Source organism: Streptomyces sp. SLBN-31 (genome assembly GCF_006715395.1).
GTDB lineage: Bacteria > Actinomycetota > Actinomycetes > Streptomycetales > Streptomycetaceae > Streptomyces.
Genome location: NZ_VFNC01000001.1, coordinates 3,251,092 through 3,273,204, shown reverse-complemented (window position 1 = coordinate 3,273,204; position 22,113 = coordinate 3,251,092). Strand labels below are relative to the sequence as shown.

Below are 22,113 nucleotides of genomic sequence, written 5' to 3'. Positions count from 1 at the left end.
GGTCCTCAGCCCAGGTGGCGCTGCATCCAGTCCGCGGCACTCCGCCGGAACAGGCGCCGGTTGTCCGCGCGCAGGAAGTCGTGGCCCTCGTCGCGCAGGGTGAGCAGTTCGGCGGGGACACCGCGCTCACGCGCCGCCCGTACGAACTGCTCCGACTCCCCGGGTGGCACGTTGGTGTCGTGCTCGCCGTGGACGGCGAGCAGCGGGACGCGCAGCGCGTCGATGCGGGTCATCGGCGAAAGGGAGCGCAGCAACTCGCGGTCGTGGACCGGGTGTCCGTACTTGTGCGCCGCCGACTCCGCGATCCACGGCTCGGTGCCGGCGAAGAACGTCAGGAGGTCGGACATGCCGCAGACGGCCACGCCGGTACGGAACAGGTCCGGGTGCCACACGAGCGAGGCGAACGTCAGATAGCCGCCGTAGGAGCGTCCCATGACCGCCAGCCGGGTCGGGTCCGCGAGACCCGCCGTGACGGTGTGGGCGGCGCAGTCCGCGACGTCGTCCAGGGCGGCGAACCGGCCGGTGCCCAGGTCGGCGTCGACGAACGACCTGCCGTGTCCCGAGGAGCCACGGACGTCGGGCGCGAAGACGTCCAGTCCACGGCCGAGGAGTTCGTGGTACAGCGGGTTGAACACCGGGCGTTCCTGCTCCTCGGGGCCGCCGTGCAGGTGGATCACACAGGGGGCCGGCTCGCCGGGGGCGCGCCCTGGTGCCCTGTAGTACCAGCCGCTCAGGGGCAGTCCGTCCCTCGCCGTCAGGTGCAGGGGTACGGGCCGTACGGGCGGACGGCCGGGCGGGACGGCGTCCTCGTCGCGGGAGGACCAGCGGGTGCGCAGCAGGGACACCCCTTCGTGGGCCCACCACACGCCCGGGCGGCGCCGTGAGCCGGACAGTGCGAGCAGCAGCCGGCCCGCCCCGGCCGGCACGGCACGGGTGACGACCTCGTGCGGCAGGGGCACCGGCCGCGCCGGTCCCGTGGTGTCCGCGCCCGATGGCGCCGTGGTCGTTTCGAGGAGTTCGAGTTCGCTCGCGCCCCGCACGTTCCAGACCAGCACGGCCGTACGGCCGTCGTGTGCCATCGACAGCAGTTCCAGTCCGCTGCCCGGGCGCTGGGCCGCGGGTGTGGCGGCGCGCGGCGCGCCGTCGGCGTCGAGTTCGAGGGCGTACAGCGCCGCGAACTCGCGGTCGGCGTCGGTGCGCAGCCACAGTGTCCGGCCGTCGTGCGAGAAGCGGCCGATCCACGGATCGCCGTCGGCCACCGGCATGGTGCAGGTGGTGGCCGAGTCGGCCGTACGCCGCACGACCGCTTCCCGTCGGCCGCGCGGCCCTCGGCGCAGCAGGGCGAGCGTGCCGTCGAAGCTGAGGTCGCACACCCGCAGGGTGGCGGCATCGGCCTCGGTGGCCAGCAGGGCGGGGGACGCCAGACCGTCGGGGTCGAGCAGATAGGCCGACAGTCCGTCGCCGCCCCGGGGCGCAGGCCCCGCGACGGAGTTCGCGGTCCCGTCGGGCGAACCGTCCCCGGACTTGCGCACCGCGGGCACGGCGACCGTGACCGCGACGGCCGATCCGTCGTGCGCCCAGCAGCCGAGGTAGGCGGAGGTGTCGGGATCCGCCCCGGCGAGGATGCGGCGGCCGGTGCCGTCGGGCCGCACGCACAGCACCCGTGAGTGCTCGCCGCCGCCGGGCGCGGCGGTGTACGCGATCCAGCGGCCGTCCGGTGACCAGGAGACCTCCGTGACGGGGTCCGGGGACGTGTCGAGCAGCCGGACCTCGTCTCCCTGGACCGGCCCCGCCCACAGCTGTGGGACGCCGCCGCGGTCGCAGATGAAGGCCGCCTCGGTGCCGTCGGGGTTCGCGGAGGGGTACCAGCAGCCGTGCGCGCGCAGCCGGGTGACGGCGTCTCGCGGGCCCGCCGCCTCGGGCAGGGCCACCGCGACGGGGGCGGTGTCGCTGCCGAGGGGCACCGTCCGGGCGGTGCCGGTGGCCGTGCGGCCGGTCACTTGATGCCGTGCGTCTGCAGCCATATCTCGAGCAAAGCTACCTGCCACAGGGCGTTGGCCCCGCGTTTGGTCCGGTGCTCTTCGGGCGCGGCGAGGAGTTCGCTGACGTACGACTCCTGGAACAGCCCGCGCGCCTTCGCCTCGGGCGCTTCGAGCGCGTCCCGCACCCGCTCCAGGACCGGTCCCGCCATGTGGCGGATGGCCGGCACGGGGAAGTATCCCTTGGGTCGGTCCACGACCTCCCGGGGCAGCAGCTTGCGTCCGACCTCCTTGAGGACGCCCTTGCCGCCGTCGGCGAGCTTGAGTTCCGGCGGGCAGGCCGCGGCCAGTTCCACCAGTTCGTGGTCGAGGAAGGGCACCCGGGCCTCCAGCCCCCACGCCATGGTCATGTTGTCGACGCGCTTGACGGGGTCGTCGACGAGCATGACGTGCGTGTCGAGCCGCAGTGCCGCGTCCAGGGCGGTCTCCGCCCCCGGATGCGCCATGTGCTCCGTCACGAAACGGCCCGAGACGTCCTGCGACGGCAGCATGTGCGGCTGCAGGATCCGCGCGAGGTCGTCGTGCGGGCGGTCGAAGTAGGTCTCGGCGTACCGTTCCGGCTCGTCCTCGCGCGCGACCGCGGCGAGCTGCGGGTACCAGTGGTATCCGGCGAACACCTCGTCGGCGCCCTGCCCGCTCTGCACGACCTTCACCTCCCGGGAGACCTGCTCGGACAGCAGGTGGAAGGCGACCACGTCGTGGCTGATCATCGGTTCGCTCATCGCGGCGACCGTGTCGTCCAGCGCCGCCGACACCCGGGCGGAGGGAACGGTCGTACGGCGGTGGTCCGTCGCGAACTCGCGGGCGACCAGGTCCGAGTACCGGAACTCGTCGCCCTCCTCCCCGCCCTCGGCCTCGAAGCCGACGCTGAACGTCATCAGGTCGCGCTGGCCCTCCTCGGCCAGCAACGCGACGATCAGGCTGGAGTCCAGTCCGCCGGAGAGCAGCACGCCGACGGGAACGTCGGACACCATCCGGCGGCGCACGGCCGTACGCAGCGCCTCCAGCACCGCGTCACGCCATTCGTCGGCGCTCATGCCCGCGTACTCGGGCCGGCGGGTGTACGAGGGCTGCCAGTAGCGGTGGTCCCGATGGCTGCCGTCCGGCTCGACGATCCGTACGGTGGCCGGGGGCAGCTTGCGCACGCCGTTGAGGACGGTGCGGGGCGCCGCGACGGTGGCGTGCCAGCTCAGGTACTGGTGGACGGCCACCGGATCGAGGGAGGTGTCGGTGTCGCCGGCGGCGAGGAGGGCGGGCAGCGAGGAGGCGAACCGCAGCCTGTCCGGTGCCGGAGCGAGATACAGCGGCTTGATGCCCAGCCGGTCGCGGGCCAGTACGAGCCGTCCGGTGCGGTGCTCGACCAGGGCGAAGGCGAACATGCCGTGGAAGTGCTCGACGCAGGCGGTGCCCCACTCCCGGTAAGCCTTCAGCACCACCTCGGTGTCGGACGTCGACACGAAGTGGTGGCCCAGTCCACGGAGTTCCTCACGCAGCGCCTGGTAGTTGTAGACGCAGCCGTTGAAGACGCCGGTGATCTCCCCCTCGGCGTCGGTCATCGGCTGGGCCCCGAGGTCCGACAAGTCGATGATCTTCAGTCGCCGATGGCCGAGCGCCACGGCGCCCCGCGTCCAGGTTCCGTGCCCGTCGGGACCGCGGGCCGCCAGCCGGTCGCTCATGCGCTCCACGGCGGCGAGGTCGGGTCGCCGCCCGTCGAAGCGGATCTCCCCGCTCAGACCGCACACAGCGCGTCACCTCCCGTCCGCGAGGTGACGGCCGCGGGTCGCGAAGAGCGGGCCGGGCCGCGACCGCGCCTGCCGGTCGCGGCCCGGGCGGTATGGCTGGGCATGACGAAACCTCCGTGGGGTGTCAGGAAAAGGCGGACCCGTGAGCCGGGCCGCGGGTCAGCGGCCGACGGCCTCCGGCGCCCCGGAAGCGGAAGCGGAGCCTGCCGGGTCCGGGACGGCGAACGGGATGCTCTTGCGGCCGGGCGGTGTCCTTCTGCGGTCCCGGCGCTCGCCGCGCGTGTCGGCGATCAGCATGTCGGTGCAGGCCAGCAGGCCCTCGTCCTGGGCGGTCCGGCGTATGCGCCGCGCGGCGTCGCCTTCCGCGAGTGCCGACTCGGCCAGCGCGCTGACGGTCTGCCAGTCCCCCCGGGCCTCGAGCGCGGGACGCAGGCGGGCGAGCAGTTTGCGTACGACCTCCCCGGCGGGCGCCTCGCCCCGGGTCTCGGGATCCACCAGCGTGCCTCCCAGGCCCGACCTCGCGGCCCGCCAGGTCGCACCGCGCACCCACTCGTGCCGGCCGTCGCAGGCGGCCGCGCCGGTCGCCCGGCGCTCGAGGGCGTCGGCCACCAGGGCCCGGTAGAGGCCGGCGACGAGCACGACGGTCTCCACACGGGGGCATGCGTCGCAGATACGCAGCTCCAGCGTCTGCAAATGAGCGGAGGGCCGGACGTCGTAGTAGATCATCCCCGCGTCGCTGATGACTCCGCTGCGGACGAGTCCGTCGACGGCGGCGTCGTAGTCTGCCGCGCTGGAGAAGCAGCCCACCGGGCCGGCGGTCGGCCACCGCTGCCACAGCAGCGTGCGCCAGCTCGCGTAGCCGGTGTCGGAGCCCTGCCAGAACGGCGAGCTGGCCGACAGCGCCAGCAGGACGGGCAGCCAGGGCGAGATCAGGCACATGATCCCCACGGCCGTGTCCCGGTCGGGCACGTCCACGTGGACCTGGGCGCCGCAGATGAGCTGCTCGTCGGCGACCTGCCGGTATTCCTCGACCATGTGGCGGTAACGGGGGTCGGCGGTGGGGTGGCCTGAGGCGGCCGGTGCGAGAGGGGCGGTGCCGGCGGCCACCACCGCCAGCCCCAGTTCGGCGGCGGCCGCGTCGAGGCGCCGCCTCGTCCCTGCCAGATCGGCGTACAGGTCGTCCAGGGAGTCGTGCACCCCGCTGTTCGACTCCACGGTGGACTGGTGCATCTCCGCGGTGAAGGTCCGCCGGGGAAGCCGTCGCAGTACCTGGTCGGCGCGCGGCACGAGAAGTCCGCTCTCCACCTCCAGGATGTGGAACTCCTCCTCGACTCCCATGCGAATGTTCACGGCACTCCTTGAGGTGTTGCTCGAACGTCGGCGTGTCCGGGACGTGCGTCCCGGGCCGAGGGCACGGTGGCCTTCAGGTCCTCCAAGTGCCCAGAGCCCGGACAAATAGGCACAACTCCTCGCCCGTCTGAACTGGCTACCTCTCATATGAGCGTAACGCGGCACGCCGACGACGCTCAGCGGCAGAGCGCCCTACGCCGCCAGCGTCTTGTCCTGCTGGTCCGGCGTCTGCCGACCCGCGGCGGCGTAGCGGTCGAGGAGGGCTCGGGCCGCGGAGACGGCCTGCTCGGCGGTACGGGAGGCGGTCATGACGCACAGCGTGTACGTGGCGTCCTCCAGCGCACGGCTCGTCCGTCCGGACGGATGCACATCGTGCGCGATGCGCGCGTTTTCGAAACGGGCCAGCACGGCGCGCAGATCCTTCTCGGCCGGAAGCAGCATGACGATTCCCTCTCCCCACAGGACACGACTCTCAACGCGGCCGACGCGGCCGCTGGTCAGGCCGCATGAGGCAGGAGGTTCACCCCGTGCACCGCGCTCAGCGGCCTTGAGCGATCTTCTGGTGCCCCGCGCCGCTGGATCCACACCTGCCAGGGCGTCCATGACGCGAGGGCCACTGCCTCCCGGGGGGACCGCCGGGACGAATCGACGCACGTTCCGCGATCGGGGTGTTTGCTGCCGCGACCGGCGGGCAACCGGAACCACACGCTTCGGACCGGAGGCGCACGCCGGGTGGACCTGCCCTCCGAGCCACCACATGGCTCGGCAGCTCACCTCGGCGAACCCTGACTGCTGCCATACCGTCGGGCGGCCTGGTCCACGACCTCCAGGTCCGCCCCATATCGTTCGGGGAGCCACTACGCATGCTCATCGACATGTCGACAAGCCGTTCCGGCACGCCCACGACGACCGCCGCCGCCCCTACCGCGCAGCGCGCCCATGACGACGCCCCCGACACCGCGGCGCTCTTCACCCGGCTCGCGGAGCTCGAGGAGGGCCCCGAACGCAACGCCCTGCGCGACGAACTCGTCGAGGCCTGGCTGCCCATGGCCCGCCGGATCGCCGGCCGCTTCCGTGACCGGGGAGAGAACATCGAGGACCTGCGTCAGGTGGCCGCGCTCGGGCTGGTCAAGGCCGTCGACCGCTACGACCCCTCACGCGGAGCCTTCGAGAGCTACGCCGTGCCGACCATCACCGGTGAGATCAAGCGGCACTTCCGCGACCGGATGTGGGCCCTGCGGGTGCCGCGCCGGGTGCAGGAGCTGCGCAACAAGGTCCGGGTGGCGCGCCGCGAGCTGACCCAGGCCCCGGGCACCCACGAACCCACCGTCGCGGACCTCGCCGTCCACACCGGCCTCACCGAGGAAGAGGTCTCCGCGGGCATGGAGGCCATGGACAGCTTCAAGACCCTGTCCCTCGACGTCGAGATGTCCTCCGACGGCGACGGCTACAGCTTCGCCGACACCTTCGGCACGACTGAGGCCTCCTACGAAGTCGTGCTCGACCGGGAGGCCGTCAAGGAAGGCCTGCGCCGACTGCCCGAGCGGGAACGGGCGATCCTGTACATGCGCTTCTTCGAGGACATGACGCAGAGCAGCATCGCCAGCCGGCTGGGCATCTCCCAGATGCACGTGTCGCGACTGATCACGCGCAGCTGCGCCCTCGTCCGCGAACAGGCACTCGGCCGGCGCTCGGGCGGCGGCTCGACGAGGTGACACCCGCGTCGGGCGACCGGCCTCACCCGTCGGCGAGCACGCGGAACTCGTTGCCGTCCGGGTCGGCCAGCACTACCGCGCCGCCCGGATCGTCAGCGGCGTCGAGACGCTTCGCGCCCAGCGAGAGCAGGCGCTCGACCTCGGCCCGCTGATCGCCGTCCGGTGCGAGTTCGAGGTGCAGGTCCTTGCCGGGGTCCGGCATCAGGGGCGGACCGCCCCAGGTGAGCTTCGTACCGCCCTTCGGCGACTGGACGGCCGTCTCCTCGTCCTGGTCCCAGACCAGCGGCCAGCCGAGCGCCTCGCTCCAGAAGTACCCCACGGCCTGGGAGCCGTCGCAGGCGAGCGCTCCGATGAGGCCGCAGCCGGCGAGGAAGCGGTTGCCCGGCTCCAGAACGCAGAACTCGTTGCCCTCGGGGTCGGCGAGCACCACATGGGACGCGTCCGGGCCCTGCCCGACGTCCGCGTGCCGCGCCCCGAGGTCCAGTGCCCTGGCCACCGTCTCCCGCTGGTTCTCCGGCGAGGAGCTGGTCAGGTCGAAGTGCAGCCGGTTCTGGGCGACTTTGCGCGCCCGCGAGGACCGGAAGCCCAGGCGGTACCCGGCGTCGTTGCCGGACAGCAGCGCGACGCCGTCGTGGAGGTCGTCGGCTCTGTCGAGCCGCAGGAGGCCGTACCAGAAGTGCGCCAGTCGCTCGGGCTGATGCGCGTCGAAGGAGATGGCGAAGAGGCGGCTGCTCATTGCGTCACGGACCCCCGGTGTCGAATGCCGGCCGTCGGCGGGCACCGCGCGGCACCCGGACGAAGATCCTATGGACGAGCCCGGCCCTGTCGCACCCGAATTTCGTACGTGGAGGTGCCGGGTCCCGCGAGTGTCGGCGCGGCTCCCGGAAGGCGGATCCCGGCCTCGGTTCCGGGCGGTGTCCCGACCGTCAGGGCGAGGTCGTCGTCGGTCAGCCGCCAGTGGCCGGCGATGGTGCCCTGCGGTGAGTCGTGACGGGCCGACGCCGACGTCAGACCTCCGCCGGGACAAGGCGCGACGGTCCCCCATCCGGGTCTCGCCCCACCTCCTCGTCCGCGATCCCCACCCACAGGTGGTCACCGCCCCGCACGGAGACGAGCTCCGCGCCGAATCCCGGCGCTGGTTCGAGGACGCCCTCTTCGCCGGCATGGAAGCGGCCGGGGAACAGCCGGTGACCTCCCACCCAGGCGTCGGTGTTCGCGCTGCTCGACGACGAGGAACGACCCTGTCGGAACTCGCCTGCCGCATCGGCGTCGCCCGGCAGACGGCCCATCAGGTGGTGCACGCCCTGATCGGCATGCACCTGCTCGAACAGGTCCCGGATCCGGGTACCGCGCGCCGGATCCTCATCCGCACCACGGCCGAGGGCCGGCGGGTCCACGAGGGGGCGCAGGCCACCATCGCGGTCATGGAGTCGGTCCTGGCCGACCGCATCGGCGCCACGGCCGTCGACGCGTTGCGGCAGACTCCGGCCGCCGACTGGGGCGAGCCTCGGCTCATCGCCGCCCCCTGACACCCGGCCGTGGCCCCCGGCCCGGGGTGTTCGGCCCTCCACCTTCGCCGTGGAATTCGGTGCCGGCGCATCCGGCGGCGCGGCTCGTCGCGAATGCCCGGTATCACGGGTTCGCAGGGGAACTCTCCGCCCATCAGGAGGCTTCATGCTGGACAGGGCAGTGCACGAGGTGGCCTTGGCCGGGGAGCCCGTCGCCGCGGCACACGGCATTCCGCAGGAGCAGCACGAGGGCCCGGGTGAGCCGCTGACCTGGCGCGGTCTGCGGCTCGAGACGATGGCCTGCATGCTGGTGATGACGTTGCGCCGGCTGGGGGACCGCTTCTTCGAGGCACAGTGCCAATGGCCACGGCTGCACCCTCTCAACGAGCGCGCCACCGCCGTGTCGCACCACCCGCTGATCGTCGTCGAGTCCACCCGCCAGCTCGCCACGGCCGTGCAGAGCCGGCACCTGCGCCCCGGCCAGGAGCCACTGCTCGAAGCGGTGTCGGTGAACCTGGGGCTGTACGCGGGAACGCAGCCCGTCGAGAGCGGCAGCGCCACGCGGGTGTCGGTCCGGGTGATGCTGAGCGACCTCGCGCTTCGGGCAGGCACCCTCACCTCTTTCCGCGTCACCGCCGAATACCTGCACGCGGAGCAACTCTTCGCGACGTGCGCCATCAGGTTCGCCTCGGCGCCGACGGAGACGGGACCGCCCGTCCCCGCACCGGGCTCCGCGCTGCTGCACCCCGCCGCGGCGGCGGTGGGTGCGGTCTCCGAGCCCGACGTGCTGCTGGCCCGCGGGCCGCAGGGCCGGTTGGTGATCGTCCCGCGCGACCCTGCCCATCCCGTTCTGCTGCCGGGCCGCCCGGCCGGTCTGCCCGCCCTGGCCGTGCTGGAAGCGGGTCGGCAGGCCGTCCTGCTGTCCTCGGGCATGACGGCTCGCGCAGTGGCCGGCCTGTACGTGGATCTCCGCTCGCCGCTGCCCGTCCGGGGGGCCGCCGTGGACGTCGTACCGGATCACATGGGAGCCCGTTTCGTCGTGACGGCCGCCGGACAGGTCGCGGCGACCGGTGCCGTGACCTTGCTGGGGCCGTGACGGACGAGCGTGCAACCGTACGGCCGATTTGTCGCGAACAGTGCACGGAAAGGATTCGCCATGAAACTGAGCGACGAGCTTCCCCTGGATCACAGTCTGGCCAAGGTCTACCGGTACGGCGCCGCCTTCTGCGGGCTGACCCTGCTGGTCTTCGGTGCCCTCGGCTTCGCCGATGAACTGAGCCCGTTCAGCACCGACGGGCAGAGCATCGCCGGCATGTCGACCAACGGCGTGCTCAGCCTGATCTCCGTCGTCGTGGGCCTGGCCCTGATCGGCGGCGGCATCGTCGGCGGGAACTTCGCCTCGACGCTCAACATGGTGGTCGGGACGCTGTTCCTGCTGAGCGGCTTCGTCCACATCTTCATCCTCGACCGCTCGGCCAACTTCCTCGACTTCGGCATGACCAACGTCCTGTTCAGCTTCGTCATGGGGCTGATCATCCTGACCTTCGGCATGTACGGGCGGGTCTCGAGCAAGCTGCCGCACGACAATCCGTACTGGCGTCGCCGGCACGCCCGCGAGGCGGCCCGTGAGTCGCTCGCGGCCCGCCGCCGCGAGCGGGGCCAGGGTCCCGCACTGCCCTCGGGCGGGGTGGCGGATCAACGGGCGCTCGCCGGCATGAGCGCACAGCGCGAGGAGTAGCGGGCGCAGCGGACCGCTCGGAACACGGTGGCCCTCGGGCTCGACGACAGCCGGCGAGGGCCACTTTCCCGCGGACCACCGCCGTGTGGGTCGCGGGTCACAGCCCTTCGAGCATGACCAGTGCGTCTTGCAGGCCACGCGGACGCAGCAGACCGGGACGCTGCCCGCGCCCCCAGCCGGGGCCCGCGAGCAGCACATGGCTCTGCGTGCGAGCGCCCCGGATGCCCCAGCGGGTGGAGGCGACATGGTGGGCCAGCGGCAGACTGGCCGTCGAACCGGACTGCGACCACAGCACCACCGCGCTCGGCCCGACGCGCTGCACGGCGGCCGTCAGCGCCTCCGCAGGTACGGCGCTGCCCAGCATGAGCGTCGCGACACCACGCTCGGCCAGTGCGGCGTTGAGTGCCTCGAGCGGCAGCGTGTGCTGCTCACCCGGGAGACAGGCCAGGATCACGGGAGCGGACTTCCACTCCCTCTGCGCGGGCGCGGCGGCCACACAGACGTGCCGGATCGTCGCCGAGATGTGCCAGGAGAGCAGATGCTCGACCTCGACGTAGCGCTCGCCGGCCGACTGCCATTTGCGCCCGACGGCCTGCAGTGCCGGGGACAGGATCTCCTCCCAGGTCACGACCAGCCCGTAGGCGCGGATCACCGCGGTGAGCTGCTCCTGTACGGCGACGGCGTCCAGGCGGACGGCGGCGCGCGCGAGGCCCTTGCACTCGTGCCGTACGTTGCCCAGCGGCAGGCCGCTGGCGGACCGCGAGGCGGTGACGGACTCGATGACGTCCGCCGGGGCGGCCACGGCGTGGTTCGGCGGGCGGGAGGGTGCCACGGGCTGCGGCTGCGGCCGGCCCATTTGCGACTTTGCCGCCTTCGCCGCCTCGCCCGGCGGGATGCCGCCGGCCGTCAGACGGCACATCTCGACGACCATGGCGACGTCTTCGGGCGTCCAGCGCCGGTGGCGTCCCTGCGCCCTGGTCGCCGGGCCCAGACCGTACCTGCGGTCCCAGGACCGCAGCGTCGTGGGCGACACGCCCAGACGTCTGGCGAGGGAGCCGGTGGTCATCCCGGCCGACGGCGGCACGTCGGCCTCGGGCTCGCTCACGTCCATCGGCGGGTCACGACGCCGCGTGCGGTCCGGGCGCCGCTCACCGGGGGTGCCTTCCTTCGGTCTCCGGGGCGCCCACCGCACGGTCCACGGCTCGGGGCAGTTGCTCGGACACCTCGTCGGCGAGCCGTTGGAACTCCCGCTTGAGCAGCGGTTCGGCCAGGGGGTGATCCAACGTCACAGAACGCTCGACTTCGATCACAAGGGCCTCCGCTTCGGTGTCCGTACGCCGATCTCCGTGCCGGTCTCGGCAGCTTCTGTTCTGGAGCGGCAGGGTCGACGGATGCACGGGAAGGCGGCGGACTCCGGAATGAGTGCGGGGCGCGGGGGCACGTGCACTGCGGAATCGTTCACGGTCTGCCGCCCCGCCGGGGCGAGCGAGAAAACGAGGGTGGGGATGGCTGAACCGTCGACGGCGGTGCCGCGGCCGGGGTCGGACGGGCCCGATGGCGGTGAGGCGCGGACGCCGCCGTTGCGGCCCGCTGAATACGACCCGGCGGACTATGCCGACTGCGTGCTGCGCAGCGCCGAGGCGGCGGGGGTGTCGCCGCTGCTGGTGCTGACCGTGCTGTACAACGAGGCGTACAAGCCGCACCATCCGTTGCTGGAGCGGTTGTGGCAGTGGTGGAAGCCGGAGGCGTCCTTCGGGGTGGCCAACATGCACCGCGCGACGTTCGAGCGGGTCCGGCGCGCGCACGGCCTGCCGGAGCGCTGGCAGGACCTGCGTGACGATCCCGCCTTCGCCGTCCGTGCCGCGGCGCTGCATCTCGCGGACCTCGACCGAGGCCTTGCCGAACGGCATGTGCGCCGCTACACCCGCGAGGAGCTGCTGGCCCTGGGCTACAACGCGGGAGAACGCAACATGCGGGCGTTCGCCCGGGGAGTGCCGCCGGGCCCGATGGCGCGGTCCTACCTGCGTCGTTTCCGTTCGTACCGGCCCCGGGCGGCGGCGGTGCTGGCGGACGGCCGCGACAGGCGCGAGGACACGGGGTCCTGAGCCACCGGGGTGACGCCCCGCCCCGGCACACCCGGCCGGGAGCGACCGTTCAGCCGCGCCACAGATCGTCGCCGTCGCAGACCGTGGCGCCCATGTTCCGCTCCATCATGCGCAGCGCGGCCTCGGCGAGGTCGGTGTGGATGTGGGCCACGGCATCGCGGGGGACGGTCACCTCCAGGTGGCGGATGTGTGCGTCCAGGGCCGAGTAGAGGATGCACTGCTCGGTGACCTGTCCGCACAGCACCACATGGTCGATGCCCTGCTGGGAGAGCAGGTAGTTCAGGGGCGTCTCGAAGAAGATCGAGTGGCGTGCCTTGACCACGAAGAGGGAGTTGTCGTCGGGCACGAGCGGTTCGACCAGCTTCGCGTGCGGGCCGGCCAAGGCCTTTTCCAGGAGTTCGCCGTGGTGCGAGCGCCATTCGCCGAAGTTGTCGTTGACGTAGATGACGGTCGCCTCCTGCTCGCGCGCCCGCTCCAGGAGCGAGGTCACCCTCGGCACGACGTCCGTCACCGAGGGAAGCAGCAGGTCGGCGTCGGTGTGGTCGTAGGTGTTGATCATGTCGACGACGATCAGCGCAGTCTGGCCCATACCTTGCAGAGTGCCCCACGGGAGCAGCCCATGCAGGTTCGCGGCGGCCGAGTGCGCGCCGGGGTCGACGGCAGGGTCAGTCGTGGGCGACGCCGGCCGCGGGTTCGTCGGACCGCTCGGCGGTCGGCGGGGTCAGGCCGTGGCGTACGAGGGTGAGGGCGCGGTCGGCGACGCGGTCGGGGTCGGCGCCGTGTTCGACGGCGGTCATGGCCGCCTGGACGATGCCGCCGACGAGCCGGCCGGTCAGCTCGTCGGCGCCGGCGCCCAGGAGGGCGATGGCGGCCTGGAGGGGGGCGTAGTGGTGTCGGTGGAGTTCGTGGACGCGGTCGAGGCACTCGCGGGGGAGGTCGGCCTGCATCAGTGCCTTCGCGGGGCGGTGCATGCCCCGGGCGGCCAGGGCGAGTTCGGTGCGGACGAAGGCGTCGACGCGGGCGGCGGGTTCGTGTACGTCGACGAGGGCCTGGGTGGTGGCGGCGTCGGCGGCGGTGAAGGACTCCTCGACGATGGCCGCGAGCAGCGCGGCGGAGGACGGGAAGTACTGGTAGAAGCTGGAGCGGGCGAGTCCCACGCGGGCGCCGACCGCGGCCGGGGTGACAGCGGCGGCGCCCTGCTCGACGAGGATGTCGACGGCGGCCTGGATCAGCGCGGCGCGTTGCTGTGCACGGTGCTCGGCGACGGTGGCGGCGTTGATCTTCGGCATGGGGCGGGGATCGCCTTTCGGTCGCTCGGTCAGCTCAGGCGGCCGTCCCGCAGGGTCAGGACGCGGTCGGCCGCGTCCAGTATCTCGTGGTCGTGGGTGACCATGACGGTGGCCGTGTGGTGGAGGCGGGTCTGTTCGGCGAGCAGATCGACGATGTCGCGGGCCCGGGCGCGGTCCAGGGCGGAGGTCGGCTCGTCCACGAGCAGGACCTCGGGGGCGAGGACGAGGGCCCGGGCGATGCCGACGCGCTGGCGCTCGCCGCCGGAGAGCCGGTCGGGGCGGTGGCCGGCGCGGGAGGTCATGCCGACGGCTTCGAGCAGGTCGTCCGCGCGGCGGCGGGTCGCGCCGTCGAGACGGCCTGAGACATGGGCGGCGAGCAGCAGTTGCTCTCGTGCGGTGAGGGAGGCGAAGAGGTTGGCGTGCTGGAAGACGTAGCCGATGTGGCGGCGGCGGTGGGCGGTGCGCTGGTGTTCCTTGAGCGTGGTCAGGTCGACTCCGGCCACGTGAACGGCGCCCCGGGTCGGGGTCTGGAGGCCGCCGCCGACGGCGAGGAGGCTGGACTTGCCCGATCCGGAGGGGCCGGTGACGGCGACGAACTCGCCGGGTGCGACGGCGAGGTCGACGTCGTCGAGGGCGGTGACCCGTTGCCGGTCGTGGCCCAGGTGCAGCGTGACGCCGGTCAGGCGCAGCACTGCGGCTTCCGGTACCGGGCGCGCGGCGGGGGCGGGTGCGGGATGGTTCATCGTTCGGCTCCGAGTGCGCTGAGGGCCTGGACCTTGGTGATGCGGCGGATGGCGACGGCGGCTCCGGCGAGGCCCAGGGCGATCAGCAGGACCGCGGCCAGGGTGACCTGGTCAGTCTGGAGGGAGAAGGGGGCCGATCCATTCATCGCACCGCCCAGGGCCAGACCCACGGCGGTTCCGGCCGTGGTGGCGGCGAGCAGGACGACGGCGGCCTGGGTGAGGGCGTCGCGCAGGATGTAGCCGGTGGCGGCGCCGATCGCCTTCAGCAGGGCGATCTCGTGTCGGCGCTGGATGGTCCACACGGTGAAGAAGGAGCCGACCACGAGCGCGGAGATGGCGTAGAGGAAGCCTCGGATCAGGGTCATGGTGCTGGATTCGGCGGTGTAGCCGGGGGACGCGGCGTAGGTGCCGGCCTTGTCGACGGTCCGGGTGCCGAGGCGGTGGTCGATCGCGGTGGTGTCGGCGCCCGGGGCGAGTTGCAGGGCGACGGCGGTGGCCTGGTGGGCGGCGGCGTCGGGGAGCGCGCCGGGCAGGCCGTAGTGGAGCCGCTGCCACAGCGGCAGCGGTGCGTAGACGATGCCGACATGGCCGAAGGAGGCGCGGCCGACCGTGCCGATCACGGTCAGGTCGGTGCCGGCCTGGCCGGCGGTCAGGTGGTCGCCGATCCTGACGCCTTCCTTGACGATCTCCTCGCTGACGAGGACGCCGTTCGGGTCGCCGGACCCACCGAGCGGCTTGCCGGACAAGGGCGAGGGGGCGAGGAACCCGCCCGGCCGTACGCCGAGCACGGCGAGATCGAGCTGCTTGCCGCCCGCGCCGCCGAGCCGGGCGTGGACCAACTGCTGGCCGAGGGGTTCCGCCTTGCGGACACCCGGCTGTCCGGCCCACTGCCGGGCGGTGTCGGTGGTGACGGTGGAGCGGGAGAACAGCTCTCCGGTGGCGGACCTGTCGAAGGCGAGGTGGGTGACCGGAAGGGCGCGCAGGGCGGAGATACCGGAGTCCGCGAGGCCGCTGGCGAGCCCCGAGAGGATGACGCCGAGGACGGCGATCATGCCGACGACGGCACCGATGAGGGCGAACCGCCCGCGGGCGACGCGCAGATCGCGCAGAGCGAGGAACACAGGAGGCCTTCCGCTTCAGGCGCCGACGGAGGCGACGGTCTCGAAGGTCTCCACGTCGCCGCCCGTCCCGCCGGTGGACGGCCCGTGAGCGGCGCGGAAGGCGGGCGAGCCCATCCAGGCCATGAAGGCGTCGCGGGACGTGAAGTCCATGACCGCCGCGTACGCCCCGCCCGCGTGCTGCGGGCGCAGCAGACGCGCCGTGACCAGACCCGGCACGCCCGGCAGCGTCTCGCGCATGCTCGCCGCGAACCGCTCCTCGAAAGCCACCGCGCCGGCCGCGGGGACCGGTATCCGGTTCATCACCGTGTACATCCGAAAACCACCTGTTCCAGGGCAGAACGAAAGCACCGGCAAATGTTGCCGACGCCAGTGTCGGCATCTTAGCCCAGGTTCCCGACATGCCTGTCGGCAAGAGCGGCTGTCCGGAATGCGAGGTCTAGTTCGAGGCGGAGCGCACGAAGAGGCAGAAGGGATGACCTGCCGGGTCCAGCAGGACGCGTACGTCGTCCTGGGGCTGGAAGTCCGCCTCGGTCCCGCCCAGGGCTACGGCCTGCTCGACGGCCGATGGCAGGTCGTCGACCTGGATGTCCAGGTGCATCATCATCTGCTGCGCGGAACGGGCCGGCGGCCACCGCGGGCGCGTGTAGAGCGGTTCGGTCTGGAAGGAGAGTCCGGCACCGCCGTCGGGCGGTGCGATCTCCACCCAGCCCGTCTCTTCCTTCCGCACAGGCCACCCGAGCAGGCGCTCATAGAACCGCGCGAGCTCGCGGGCGTCCGGTGCATCGAGAGTGGTCGCGGCCAGTGTGAAACGCGGTCGGGGTCTCATGCGGTACTACTGCCCGCTTTCGCCGCTCCCCCGGCCGACCCTGAATCTCAGGCGGCGAAGCCGACGTTGGTGACGTACTCGTACTGGCCCCACTGCGAGCCGAGGTCGACGACCTGGTCGACCCAGGCCTCGTCGAGTTCCCGGTCGTCGCCGGCCGCCCAGGCGGCGACGATGCGGTCCCAGCGGCGCACGTTGAGGGTGCGGAACTCCACGACGCGCTGGCGGGGCCGGTCGACGCCGGACTGGTTGAGCGGGTGGATCTCCACGCGGGTGCCGCGGCCGGCGCGGTTGAGGCGGGCGGTCAGGTAGCGGGCGACGTTCTCGCGCCGCACGGTGCGGTACGCCCGCTCGACGCGCTCCAGGTTCCGCCGCGAGGGCGACCGGGTGCCGTCAAGCCAGGCGCGCACGGTGCGGTCGGTGACGGTCAGACCGGCGGCCCGGGCCGCGGCGCGGGCGTGGTCGGTGCGGGTGAGATAGTGCAGACGGGCCAGCAGACCTCGCCGGACGGTGACGGGCGTGGCGATGTAGCCGGCGAGCGCGTCCAGTTGGCGGGCCACGGCCTCGTGGCCCTTGATGCCGCGGGCGCCGTACTTGCCGAACTCGAGGTTCCGCTCAGGCATCGTCTCTTCCGTCCTCGGTGTGAGGATCACTGTACGGGTCCGCCCCGACAACGTAGACGTCCTTGACCTTCACCTCGGTCAGGCCGCGTCCCTCCGCGAACACGGCCTGCCAGTCGCCGATGACGTGCAGTTCGTCGGTGCCCATCGCACGGACCACCATCAGGCCCTCGTCGTAGGCGCGGTGGGCCTTCCACCACAGGTTCGCGAAGGCCTGAGAGCGGATGAGGTGCATCCAGTCGGTGCGGTACAGCTCCCGGTTGTAGTTCGACTCCCCCAGCGTGGAGACGAACTTCGAGTACATCGCCTTGACGTACTCCAGCGTCACCTCGTCGCCCTCGGCGATCGCCGCGTCCCGGGCGTCCTTCAGGGCGACCCGGAACTTCTCCAGCAGACCCTCGGTGGCGCCCGACGTCCACGACTCGTGGATCCGAGGCGGATCGCACAGGCCGTACTTCGGGCCCGACAGACGCAGCAGCAGGCGCAGGGTCGGCTCGGTCACCCACAGCGGGCCCGGCTCGTCGCGGCTGCCGACCGGGTTGGGCAGCACCGCGTCGTGTTCCCAGACGGGCGGGGTGATCAGGTGGACGCCTGCACGGCGCCGGTCGTGGTGGTCGCCGGTCGAGTGCTCCAACTGACCGATCGGCAGGTGGGTCTTCAACGCGGAGAGGTAGGCGCCGTTGACGTCGAGCGCGGTCACCTCGTGCTCGCCCGGCGGCAGTTCGGGGCGCGTCCACTTGGGGCGGGCCTCCCAGATCTGGTCGGCGCCCCGCGAGGTCTGCTTGCGCAGGATGTCGGGCAGCCAGGGGTGGGCGATGACGTCGTAACGGCCGCCCTTGCGGCTGTGGTCCAGCAGCGCCATCGCGTCCGGGATCGCCCGCTTGGTCAGCGCCGCGGTGGCGGCTTCCACGTCGCCTGAGTGTTCGGCGAGCGCGGCCGCGACGGCCGAGACGACCAGGTCGGGGGTGTCCGCGGGCTGCACGCGGCGTCCGGCGGGCACGATCCGCACCCCTCCGGCGGGCCGTCCGCCGGGACGGGGACGAGAGTGGGGTCGAGCATCCGAGGTGGCCGGGATCTGCTCGGAACCCGGGGTGGGCGGGGCCGCGGCACATTCCGCGGGGTCGAGGTGCTGCGGATATCCGGCCACCTCGTGGTGGGCCGGCTGCCCGCACAGCACACAGGGCCGCGCAACGGCGAGTACGTCGACCTCGTCGTCCGGGCCGACGTCCCGGCCGGCATCCCCCGACACGTCCTCCTCCGGCTCCTGAACCGGATCGTCCTCGGCAGCGGCAGCCGCCAGCTTGGTCCGTGCCCCCTCGAGGAAGTACGCGTATTTCTCCCGCACTTCACCGCTCGGGTCGCGCCCCGACTCCCAGCCCCCGACCGTGGAGGGGCCGACCCCCAGCGCCCGGGCGAGCTGGGCGCGGGAGAGGTTCAGCTCCTCACGCAGGGCCCGTCGCTCCTCCGCCGGGGGCAGCGGGACCGCTTTCCCGGCGCGGGCGAGCAGTGCGTCGATCGCCTCGAAGTCACCCATCACACATCCCCGTCCGCTACGGCCGCAGGACGCGCGGTGGTCTGCCGGCCGGGGACGCGACGGCGTCCGGCGGGCAACGCCTCCGCGGCGCGGGTGGGTCCTGCCAGGAGGTCGAGGACGTCGATGCCGTAGTGCGCGGCGACCACCTCGCAGTCGGCCAGACTCCATGCGGCCGCACCCGACTGACGCCGACTCACCTGCGCCTGGCTCACTCCCAGCGCACCCGCGAGCTCGGTCTGGGACTCGCCCGCCGCATGCAGAAGAGCCGCCACAGCGGACCGCACCCGCTCCTCCAGGCTCATACTCATGGCGCCGAGCCTATAGCCCGTCCCTCATGTTTCATGCGCCGGCCGCATGAAACATGAGGGGCGACGAACTCACACGTCGTGAACCCCACCGACTTCGGACTCGATCGCCCCCGGCTTGGTGTGGAGGATCTCGCGGGCCTGTTCGGCGGCGCGGACGAGACTTTCGGAGACGAAGTCGAGGAAGCGGGCGGTGTTTTCGAGGCGCGCGCCGGCCGGGGTGCCGGGGCCGAGCACGCCGACGCCCTGCCGTGCGGTCTCGGCGACCTGGGCGGAGGCCCGGGCGCTGGAGATCATCGCCTGGTACATGACCTCGTCGTCGACGACGTAGCGCTCGCGGCGGCGTTCGTCGCGTTCCCGGCGTACCAGGTCCTGGCCCTCCAGGAAGGCGATGGCCTTGGAGACGGAGGCCGGGCTGACCTGGAGGCGCTGGACGAGTTCGGCCGCGGTGAGGCTGCCGGTGTCGCTGACGGTGAGGCAGGCCATCACCCGCGCCATCATCTGGGGTGTGCCCGACTGCATGAAGACGGTGGTGAGGGTCTCCTCGTACGCGCGTACGGCCTCGGGATCGCGTCCGTAGGGCTGCGGGGCCGCCTGCGTCCCGCGGGGCGCGGCCTGCCGACGGCGGTGGGCCCGGCGTTCGGTGGCGCGGTGGGCGAGGTCGGCGCGGTAGGCGGTGGGGCCGCCGTTGCGCATCACCTCGCGGGTGACGGTCGAGGTCGGGCGGTCCAGACGTCGGGCGATCTCCGCGTAGGCGAGCCCGTCGGCCAGCCCGAGCGCGATCTGCCGACGTTCCTGCTGCGTGAGCCTGCCGCCCGGCATCGCGGCCTCCTTCTCGGTGCGTTGGTGGCCCGACTATAGCGTTCACCGACATTCCATTGCAACGAACGATCGGAGCTATTGCATTAGCTGACATGACCGTTGCAACGAAATCGCGGCCGTGAGCTGGTATTTCTCACTCCCTGCGCAACAACCTTGTTGCCTGAACTGAGAACGCAACGTAGCGTTTCCAATGTCAGAAACAACGACGAGTCCAGGAGAACGTCATGCAGAAGTTCGCCACCACCGCCCCCGTCCTCGCCGTCCTCGCCATCCCCGCGGGACGCGTCCAGCTCATCGCCGCCGACCGCGCCGACACCACGGTCGAGGTACTGCCGGCGGACGCCTCCAAGAGCCGCGACCTCAAGGCGGCGCAGCAGATCGAGGTCACCCACGGCGACGGGGTCCTGCGGGTCACGGCCCCCGAGGCGAAGAACCAGCTCTTCGGCCACTCCGGCGCCGTCGAGGTGACCGTCCAACTGCCCACCGGCTCCCGCGTCGAGGCCAAGTCCGCCGGCACCGAACTCCGCGTGGTCGGACGCCTCGGCGACCTCTCCTTCGACGGCGCCTACCGCCAGATCAAGATCGACGAGGCCGCGAGCGTCCACCTCACCGCCGTCGACGGAGACGTCGAGATCGGCCGGCTGGGCGGCTCCGCCGACATCAGCACCGCACGGGGCGACATCCGCATCGCCGAGGCCGGACGCGGCACGCTCGACCTGCGCACCGGCTCGGGCGACATCAGCGTCGCGGCCGCCGCCGGCGTCTCGGCGTCCCTGGACGCCGGTACCTCCCACGGCCGGATCGACAACGCGCTCAAGAACGACGGCACCGCCGAACTCACCATCCGCGCCACCACCTCCAACGGCGACATCACCGCCCGCAGCCTGTAACCCACACTCCTTACTGGGGGGAACCACTCATGACCGACCTGGCCATCACGGCGAACGGCCTGCGCAAGTCGTACGGCGACAAGACCGTCCTCGACGGCATCGACCTGCGCATCCCCACCGGCACCGTGTTCGCGCTGCTCGGGCCGAACGGCGCCGGCAAGACCACCACCGTGCGGATCCTGTCCACCCTCATCGCCGCCGACGCCGGACGGGCCGAGGTCGCCGGCCACGACATCGCCACCGCACCCGACGATGTACGCGCCGCCATCGGCGTCACCGGACAGTTCTCCGCCGTCGACAACCTCATCACCGGCGAGGAGAACATGCTCCTCATGGCCGACCTGCACCACCTGCCCCGCCACCAGGGACGCCGTACGGCCGCCGAACTCCTGCAGCGCTTCGACCTCACCGACGCCGCCGGCAAACCCGCCGCCACCTACTCCGGCGGCATGAAACGCCGCCTGGACATCGCCATGACCCTCGTCGGCGACCCTCGCATCATCTTCCTCGACGAACCCACCACAGGGCTCGACCCCCGCGCCCGGCACAACATGTGGCAGATCATCCGCACCCTCGTCGCCGACGGCGTCACGGTCCTCCTCACCACCCAGTACCTGGAAGAGGCCGACCAACTCGCCGACCGCATCGCGGTCCTCGACAACGGCCGCATCGCCGCCGAGGGCACCCCCCAGGAACTCAAACGACTCGTCCCCGGCGGCCACATCCGCCTCCGCTTCACCGACCCCGCCGCCTACCGGACGGCCGCCCGCACCCTGCGCCCGATCACCGCCGACGACGACACCCTCACCCTGCGCATCCCCAGCGACGGCAGCCAGCGCGACCTGCGCACCCTCCTCGACCACCTGGACGACGCCGGCATCGAGGCCGACGAACTCACCGTCCACACCCCCGACCTCGACGACGTCTTCTTCGCCCTCACCGGCGACACCGACCGAGCCGGCGACACCGGCCAGCCCAAGGAGAACGCCCGATGAGCACCCTCACCCTCGCCGTGCGCGACTCCTCCACCATGTTGCGCCGCAACCTCCTGCACGCCCGGCGCTACCCCTCCCTGACGCTCAACCTGCTGCTCACACCCGTGATGTTGCTGCTGCTGTTCGTCTATGTCTTCGGCGGCGCCATGAGTGCCGGCGCGGGGCGCTCCGCCTACATCGCCTACATCGTTCCCGGCATCCTGCTGATGACGATCGGCTCCACCACGATCGGCAGCGCGGTCGCGGTCGCCACGGACATGAACGAGGGCATCATCGCCCGCTTCAAGACGATGGCCATCCACCGGGGGTCCGTACTCTTCGGGCACGTCGCCGGCAGCGTCCTGCAGTGCCTCATGAGCGTCATCCTCGTCGGCGCGGTCGGCGTGGCCATCGGCTTCCGGTCCACCGACGCCGACATCCTGGAATGGCTCGCGGCACTGGGGCTGCTCGCGCTGTTCTCGCTGGCACTCACCTGGATCGCGGTCGGCATGGGGATGAGCAGCCCCAACGCCGAGGCCGCGGGCAACAACGCCATGCCGCTGATCCTCCTGCCGCTCATCTCCAGCGCCTTCGTCCCGCTGCACTCCATGCCGGGCTGGTTCCAGCCGATCGCCCGCTTCCAGCCCTTCACCCCGGCCATCGAGACACTGCGCGGACTTCTCCTCGGCACCGAGATCGGCGACAACTGGTGGATCGCCCTCGTCTGGTGCCTGGGCCTGACCGTCCTCGGCCACCGCTGGTCGAGGGCCCTGTTCAACCGCGAGTCCAAGTAAG

26 protein-coding genes are annotated in these 22,113 nt (G+C 72.0%); 8 read left to right on the top strand and 18 right to left on the bottom strand.

What is annotated here, in order from left to right:
• Positions 1 to 5 precede the first annotated feature (5 nt).
• From FBY22_RS15105 to FBY22_RS15090, 4 genes are all read right to left on the bottom strand, one after another.
• Positions 6 to 2,024, bottom strand: a complete 2,019-nt coding sequence (locus tag FBY22_RS15105; RefSeq protein ID WP_142145901.1) for a prolyl oligopeptidase family serine peptidase — start codon at positions 2,022 to 2,024, stop codon at positions 6 to 8.
• Positions 1,997 to 3,781, bottom strand: a complete 1,785-nt coding sequence (locus tag FBY22_RS15100) for an N-acetylglutaminylglutamine amidotransferase (protein WP_142145899.1) — start codon at positions 3,779 to 3,781, stop codon at positions 1,997 to 1,999. Before FBY22_RS15100 ends, FBY22_RS15105 begins: the two co-directional genes overlap by 28 nt.
• 159 nt (positions 3,782 to 3,940) lie before the next feature.
• Positions 3,941 to 5,131: a glutamate--cysteine ligase gene (locus FBY22_RS15095; protein ID WP_260844848.1), complete on the bottom strand. Its 1,191-nt coding sequence runs from the start codon at positions 5,129 to 5,131 to the stop codon at positions 3,941 to 3,943.
• 192 nt (positions 5,132 to 5,323) lie between these two features.
• Positions 5,324 to 5,572, bottom strand: a complete 249-nt coding sequence (locus FBY22_RS15090) for a DUF5133 domain-containing protein (protein ID WP_142145897.1) — start codon at positions 5,570 to 5,572, stop codon at positions 5,324 to 5,326.
• A 422-nt stretch (positions 5,573 to 5,994) separates the two neighbouring features.
• On the opposite strand from FBY22_RS15090, the gene FBY22_RS15085 reads away from it, so the two are divergent.
• Entirely contained in the window at positions 5,995 to 6,846 is an 852-nt protein-coding gene (locus FBY22_RS15085; RefSeq protein ID WP_142145895.1) for a SigB/SigF/SigG family RNA polymerase sigma factor, read from the top strand.
• 22 nt (positions 6,847 to 6,868) lie between these two features.
• Here FBY22_RS15085 and FBY22_RS15080 read toward each other — a convergent pair whose 3' ends face one another.
• The gene (locus FBY22_RS15080; RefSeq protein WP_142145893.1) at positions 6,869 to 7,582 is read right to left on the bottom strand and encodes a VOC family protein; all 714 of its coding nucleotides are present in this window, start codon (positions 7,580 to 7,582) and stop codon (positions 6,869 to 6,871) included.
• Positions 7,583 to 7,650: 68 nt separating this feature from the next.
• Entirely contained in the window at positions 7,651 to 7,932 is a 282-nt protein-coding gene (locus tag FBY22_RS45930; RefSeq protein WP_142145891.1) for an alpha-L-rhamnosidase C-terminal domain-containing protein, read from the bottom strand.
• Here FBY22_RS45930 and FBY22_RS15070 point away from each other — a divergent pair.
• The 3 genes from FBY22_RS15070 to FBY22_RS15060 all read left to right on the top strand — a co-directional run bounded on the left by FBY22_RS15070 (position 7,827) and on the right by FBY22_RS15060 (position 10,092).
• On the top strand, positions 7,827 to 8,375 hold the full coding sequence (locus FBY22_RS15070; protein WP_260844847.1) for a MarR family winged helix-turn-helix transcriptional regulator: 549 nt from the start codon (positions 7,827 to 7,829) through the stop codon (positions 8,373 to 8,375). The two genes, FBY22_RS45930 and FBY22_RS15070, sit on opposite strands and share 106 nt — an antisense overlap.
• Positions 8,376 to 8,520: 145 nt before the next feature.
• Positions 8,521 to 9,450: a hypothetical protein gene (locus tag FBY22_RS15065; RefSeq protein ID WP_142145887.1), complete on the top strand. Its 930-nt coding sequence runs from the start codon at positions 8,521 to 8,523 to the stop codon at positions 9,448 to 9,450.
• Positions 9,451 to 9,510: 60 nt separating this feature from the next.
• Positions 9,511 to 10,092 carry a DUF4383 domain-containing protein gene (locus tag FBY22_RS15060; protein WP_142145886.1) on the top strand — a complete coding sequence of 194 codons (582 nt, stop codon included), beginning with the start codon at positions 9,511 to 9,513 and terminating at the stop codon, positions 10,090 to 10,092.
• A 97-nt stretch (positions 10,093 to 10,189) separates the two neighbouring features.
• Here the strand turns inward: FBY22_RS15060 and FBY22_RS15055 are convergent, their stop codons facing one another.
• Both FBY22_RS15055 and FBY22_RS15050 read right to left on the bottom strand, forming a co-directional pair.
• Complete coding sequence (locus FBY22_RS15055; RefSeq protein WP_142145884.1) at positions 10,190 to 11,203, bottom strand: MerR family transcriptional regulator; 1,014 nt, start codon at positions 11,201 to 11,203, stop codon at positions 10,190 to 10,192.
• Positions 11,204 to 11,240: 37 nt separating this feature from the next.
• Positions 11,241 to 11,381 (bottom strand): hypothetical protein, encoded by a 141-nt coding sequence (locus FBY22_RS15050; RefSeq protein ID WP_186363013.1) that lies wholly within the window; start codon positions 11,379 to 11,381, stop codon positions 11,241 to 11,243.
• A gap of 216 nt (positions 11,382 to 11,597) precedes the next feature.
• Here FBY22_RS15050 and FBY22_RS15045 point away from each other — a divergent pair, with 216 nt between their 5' ends.
• Positions 11,598 to 12,197 carry a lytic transglycosylase domain-containing protein gene (locus FBY22_RS15045; protein WP_142145882.1) on the top strand — a complete coding sequence of 200 codons (600 nt, stop codon included), beginning with the start codon at positions 11,598 to 11,600 and terminating at the stop codon, positions 12,195 to 12,197.
• Between the two features lie 49 nt (positions 12,198 to 12,246).
• Here FBY22_RS15045 and FBY22_RS15040 read toward each other — a convergent pair whose 3' ends face one another.
• From FBY22_RS15040 to FBY22_RS45925, 10 genes are all read right to left on the bottom strand, one after another.
• Positions 12,247 to 12,786, bottom strand: coding sequence for a cysteine hydrolase family protein (locus tag FBY22_RS15040; protein ID WP_142145880.1), 540 nt, complete (start codon positions 12,784 to 12,786; stop codon positions 12,247 to 12,249).
• 76 nt (positions 12,787 to 12,862) lie between these two features.
• On the bottom strand, positions 12,863 to 13,486 hold the full coding sequence (locus FBY22_RS15035; RefSeq protein ID WP_142145878.1) for a TetR/AcrR family transcriptional regulator: 624 nt from the start codon (positions 13,484 to 13,486) through the stop codon (positions 12,863 to 12,865).
• A gap of 29 nt (positions 13,487 to 13,515) precedes the next feature.
• On the bottom strand, positions 13,516 to 14,229 hold the full coding sequence (locus FBY22_RS15030) for an ABC transporter ATP-binding protein (protein ID WP_142145876.1): 714 nt from the start codon (positions 14,227 to 14,229) through the stop codon (positions 13,516 to 13,518).
• Positions 14,226 to 15,350, bottom strand: coding sequence for an ABC transporter permease (locus FBY22_RS15025; RefSeq protein WP_142145875.1), 1,125 nt, complete (start codon positions 15,348 to 15,350; stop codon positions 14,226 to 14,228). The genes FBY22_RS15030 and FBY22_RS15025 overlap by 4 nt, the downstream gene beginning before the upstream one ends.
• Positions 15,351 to 15,365: 15 nt before the next feature.
• Positions 15,366 to 15,662 (bottom strand): antibiotic biosynthesis monooxygenase, encoded by a 297-nt coding sequence (locus tag FBY22_RS15020; RefSeq protein WP_142145873.1) that lies wholly within the window; start codon positions 15,660 to 15,662, stop codon positions 15,366 to 15,368.
• A gap of 124 nt (positions 15,663 to 15,786) precedes the next feature.
• Entirely contained in the window at positions 15,787 to 16,176 is a 390-nt protein-coding gene (locus tag FBY22_RS15015; protein ID WP_142145871.1) for a VOC family protein, read from the bottom strand.
• 47 nt (positions 16,177 to 16,223) lie between these two features.
• Complete coding sequence (locus FBY22_RS15010) at positions 16,224 to 16,796, bottom strand: transcriptional regulator (RefSeq protein ID WP_142145869.1); 573 nt, start codon at positions 16,794 to 16,796, stop codon at positions 16,224 to 16,226.
• Positions 16,789 to 18,327, bottom strand: coding sequence for a DNA-binding transcriptional regulator (locus tag FBY22_RS15005; RefSeq protein WP_142145867.1), 1,539 nt, complete (start codon positions 18,325 to 18,327; stop codon positions 16,789 to 16,791). The genes FBY22_RS15010 and FBY22_RS15005 overlap by 8 nt, the downstream gene beginning before the upstream one ends.
• On the bottom strand, positions 18,327 to 18,635 hold the full coding sequence (locus FBY22_RS15000; protein WP_174267151.1) for a helix-turn-helix transcriptional regulator: 309 nt from the start codon (positions 18,633 to 18,635) through the stop codon (positions 18,327 to 18,329). Before FBY22_RS15000 ends, FBY22_RS15005 begins: the two co-directional genes overlap by 1 nt.
• A 69-nt stretch (positions 18,636 to 18,704) precedes the next feature.
• A complete protein-coding gene (locus FBY22_RS45925) occupies positions 18,705 to 19,454 on the bottom strand; it encodes a helix-turn-helix domain-containing protein (protein WP_142145865.1) in 750 nt (249 codons plus the stop codon).
• 224 nt (positions 19,455 to 19,678) lie between these two features.
• Between FBY22_RS45925 and FBY22_RS14990 the strand changes: the two genes are divergently transcribed.
• The 3 genes from FBY22_RS14990 to FBY22_RS14980 are packed head-to-tail and all read left to right on the top strand — an operon-like array spanning position 19,679 to position 22,112.
• Positions 19,679 to 20,344, top strand: a complete 666-nt coding sequence (locus FBY22_RS14990) for a DUF4097 family beta strand repeat-containing protein (RefSeq protein WP_142145863.1) — start codon at positions 19,679 to 19,681, stop codon at positions 20,342 to 20,344.
• A gap of 29 nt (positions 20,345 to 20,373) precedes the next feature.
• Positions 20,374 to 21,339: an ATP-binding cassette domain-containing protein gene (locus FBY22_RS14985; protein WP_142145861.1), complete on the top strand. Its 966-nt coding sequence runs from the start codon at positions 20,374 to 20,376 to the stop codon at positions 21,337 to 21,339.
• Positions 21,336 to 22,112, top strand: coding sequence for an ABC transporter permease (locus FBY22_RS14980; protein WP_142145859.1), 777 nt, complete (start codon positions 21,336 to 21,338; stop codon positions 22,110 to 22,112). The genes FBY22_RS14985 and FBY22_RS14980 overlap by 4 nt, the downstream gene beginning before the upstream one ends.
• Position 22,113: the final 1 nt, after the last annotated feature.